The sequence below is a fragment of the Lacticaseibacillus sp. 866-1 genome (genome assembly GCF_016861825.1).
GTDB lineage: Bacteria > Bacillota > Bacilli > Lactobacillales > Lactobacillaceae > Lacticaseibacillus.
The window spans coordinates 1-2562 of record NZ_BOLU01000056.1; the positions used below are offsets into that span (position 1 = coordinate 1).

At 55.2% G+C, this 2562-nt stretch carries 2 protein-coding genes; both read right to left on the bottom strand.

Annotation, left to right across the window (positions count from 1 at the left end; genetic code table 11):
• Positions 1 to 395: 395 nt before the first annotated feature.
• Positions 396 to 893 (bottom strand): GNAT family N-acetyltransferase, encoded by a 498-nt coding sequence (locus JUE30_RS11145; RefSeq protein WP_203624882.1) that lies wholly within the window; start codon positions 891 to 893, stop codon positions 396 to 398.
• Positions 894 to 1062: 169 nt separating this feature from the next.
• Entirely contained in the window at positions 1063 to 2121 is a 1059-nt protein-coding gene (gene rsgA / locus JUE30_RS11150; RefSeq protein WP_203624883.1) for a ribosome small subunit-dependent GTPase A, read from the bottom strand.
• Between the last annotated feature and the right edge of the window lie 441 nt (positions 2122 to 2562).

The following is a 2562-nucleotide window of genomic DNA, read 5'->3' on the forward strand; positions in this document are numbered from 1 at the left end:
ACTGAATAGGTCGTGCGTCGAGCCGAAAACTGGGTCGGTCTGTTCGTGGTGCATCGATCACCAACTTCTCCGCTCAGTCAGTATTCGCAACGCTCCAAACGTTGCTTTCAGACCGGCCAGATGCGATTTCATGTCTCCAATACCGAGGTGAATAATCCAGGTGTATATAAGTAGTCAAGGTTGAGCTGGCTGGCCCTTCCCGCCAAGAAGCAGTCACCGTACTTCTTGGATTCAGGCGCCGCTGAAACCCAAATTGTCCTAGATGTACGATTGCCACTCGAATCAGATCGAGTGGCTTTTTTGTGCCCACCAAAATGACCAGAACCTGCCAAAAATACGGTCGGGTCCTGGTCATTTGGTCGCGAACATAAAAGTTTTGCCGCTGCGTAACCGGCTCACTCAGCCTTCAGGTCCAGCTGATAGAACCGACTCGCCCGGTCCGGAAATGCGTAGTCGCCGCCTAAATCCTCACGCCAACAGCGCGTAAAGCCTTGGCGCTCATAGAACCGGTGAGAGCGGTGCTCGGCCTCTGGCGTGTCTAACACCAGGCGCGTAAAGCCTTTTGCTACGGCCTCCTGAATCAGCACTTGATACAACTGCCAGCCCAGACTAGTCGGCCGACCGCGAAACTGGGGATAGACAAAGAACTTTTTGAGCACTGCAGTAGTTGACGTCAGCTTTAGCAGGCCAATACACCCGGTCACATGCCCCGCGTCATCTTTTGCAACCCAGAACCCGCCGCCAGACGCCAGATAATATTCCGGAATCGCGAACACGTCCGGCTGCTCAGCCATAGTGATTCCAAGCCGGGCCTCTGTGTCCTGGCAAAACAAAATGAGATCGACCAGTTCGGCAATTGTGTGCGGATCAGATTCAAATGCGGCAATCTGCATGATGCACCTCCAGACAATGGGAATGCCTGTTAGTTTAATCTTTATCGACCTCATCGTAAAGGCTTCATCTTTCAGCAAAAAGCCGGGATCAGTGCAATCTGCATCAAATCCCGGCAAGTGCGCCTAAGCGCGTCGCTTATCCAATTCTTAGCTTTGACGCCAAGCAAGCTTAGCGTCGACGGGCTTTGACGGACTGGCGAAAAGCCTTCATCTGCTTTTTACTGCCAAACATGCGGTCAATTTTTGCATTCTCCCGGGCCTTACCACGCATCTCAACGTTTTGGGCCTGTTCCTGCTTCAGCCGCTGGTAGCTGGCCAATCGGTCAGCACTAAGCGCTCCTCGGGCCACTGCGGCCTGTACTGCACACCCCGGCTCATGCTGGTGGGTGCAGTCGCTGAACCGGCAGTGCTGCGCCAGCGCCTGAATGTCTTCAAAGGTCGCGTCGACATCCGCTGCCAGCAGTCCGAGCTCGCGCATTCCCGGGGTGTCGATCACGATGCTGCCACTGGGTAACACCAGCAGCTGCCGCGCGGTAGTGGTATGGCGCCCGTGGCTATCGCTTGCGCGCACCGTTTGCGTCGCCAGGCTGGCCGTCCCCATCAAATGATTGATCAGCGTTGACTTGCCAACGCCAGACGAGCCGAGAAAAGCATACGTCAGCTGCGGCTGCATAAAGTTCTGCAGCTCACTGAGCCCTGACGGCTTGGTGGCATCGCACACTAGCACCTGCGCGGCGCCGCTGATTTCTGCCACTGAAGCCAGTTGCGCTGCTAAGTCAGTCGCCTGGTCCGCTTTGGTCAGCACGATCGCCGCCTGCGCGCCCGACGCTGTGGCCACTGCTAGATAGCGTTCAAGCCGACGCAGGTTAAAGTTCGCGTCTAGCGCCATGCACAGCAGCAGCCAGTCCACGTTAGCCGCGACCAGCTGCGGTTCGCTGCGCCGGCCGGCAGCCTTGCGCAGAAACACGGACGTCCGGTCATTCAGGCGCTCAATCGTGGCCATGTCGGCCTGATTTTCAGGCATCCTGACTTGGACCCAATCGCCAACCGTCGGAAAATCCTCGGCGTCCAGTGCGAGGTTGGCCATGCGACCGGCAACCTGCGCACGATACGGCCCAGCCTCAGTCATGATCATATACTGCTGATGACTGGTTTCAATCACGCGGGCAATCGAAAAGCCGCTCGCTAGTGCCTGCGCAGTATAATCGCCATAATTCTTAAAATTCAAAATTTCTGTCCTCCGTAATCCATGGAAGACTAAGCTTTGTAGTCCTCCGGTGTCTGGTCGACGCCCGCTACAATGCTCAACATAAGCACACATCCCTTCTGATAACGACCATTCAATGGCCTGGCGCTATTGTACCAGAACTGCAGCTGCCAAGCGAAAAGAAAAAACATCGCAGTTTCTTGAAACTTTCTAGAAACTGCGAAGCGGCAAACAAGGTTTAAGGCACGCAAAGGACACCATTTCTCTCAAAATGGTGTCCCCTGCCACCAGGTTTAACCCTGGTGGCTTTTATCGCAGGGTTGCCCCCGCCTGCTATCCTCGCTGCGTCGCCGCTTTGAGTCGCTTTATTAAGTTAGGAAAGTGATAGCAGCATCCTGTCATGCGTCCTGGAAGGACCCTGCGCTTCTAACGCAGTCTTCATAGCCTAACAGATCTGAAGGC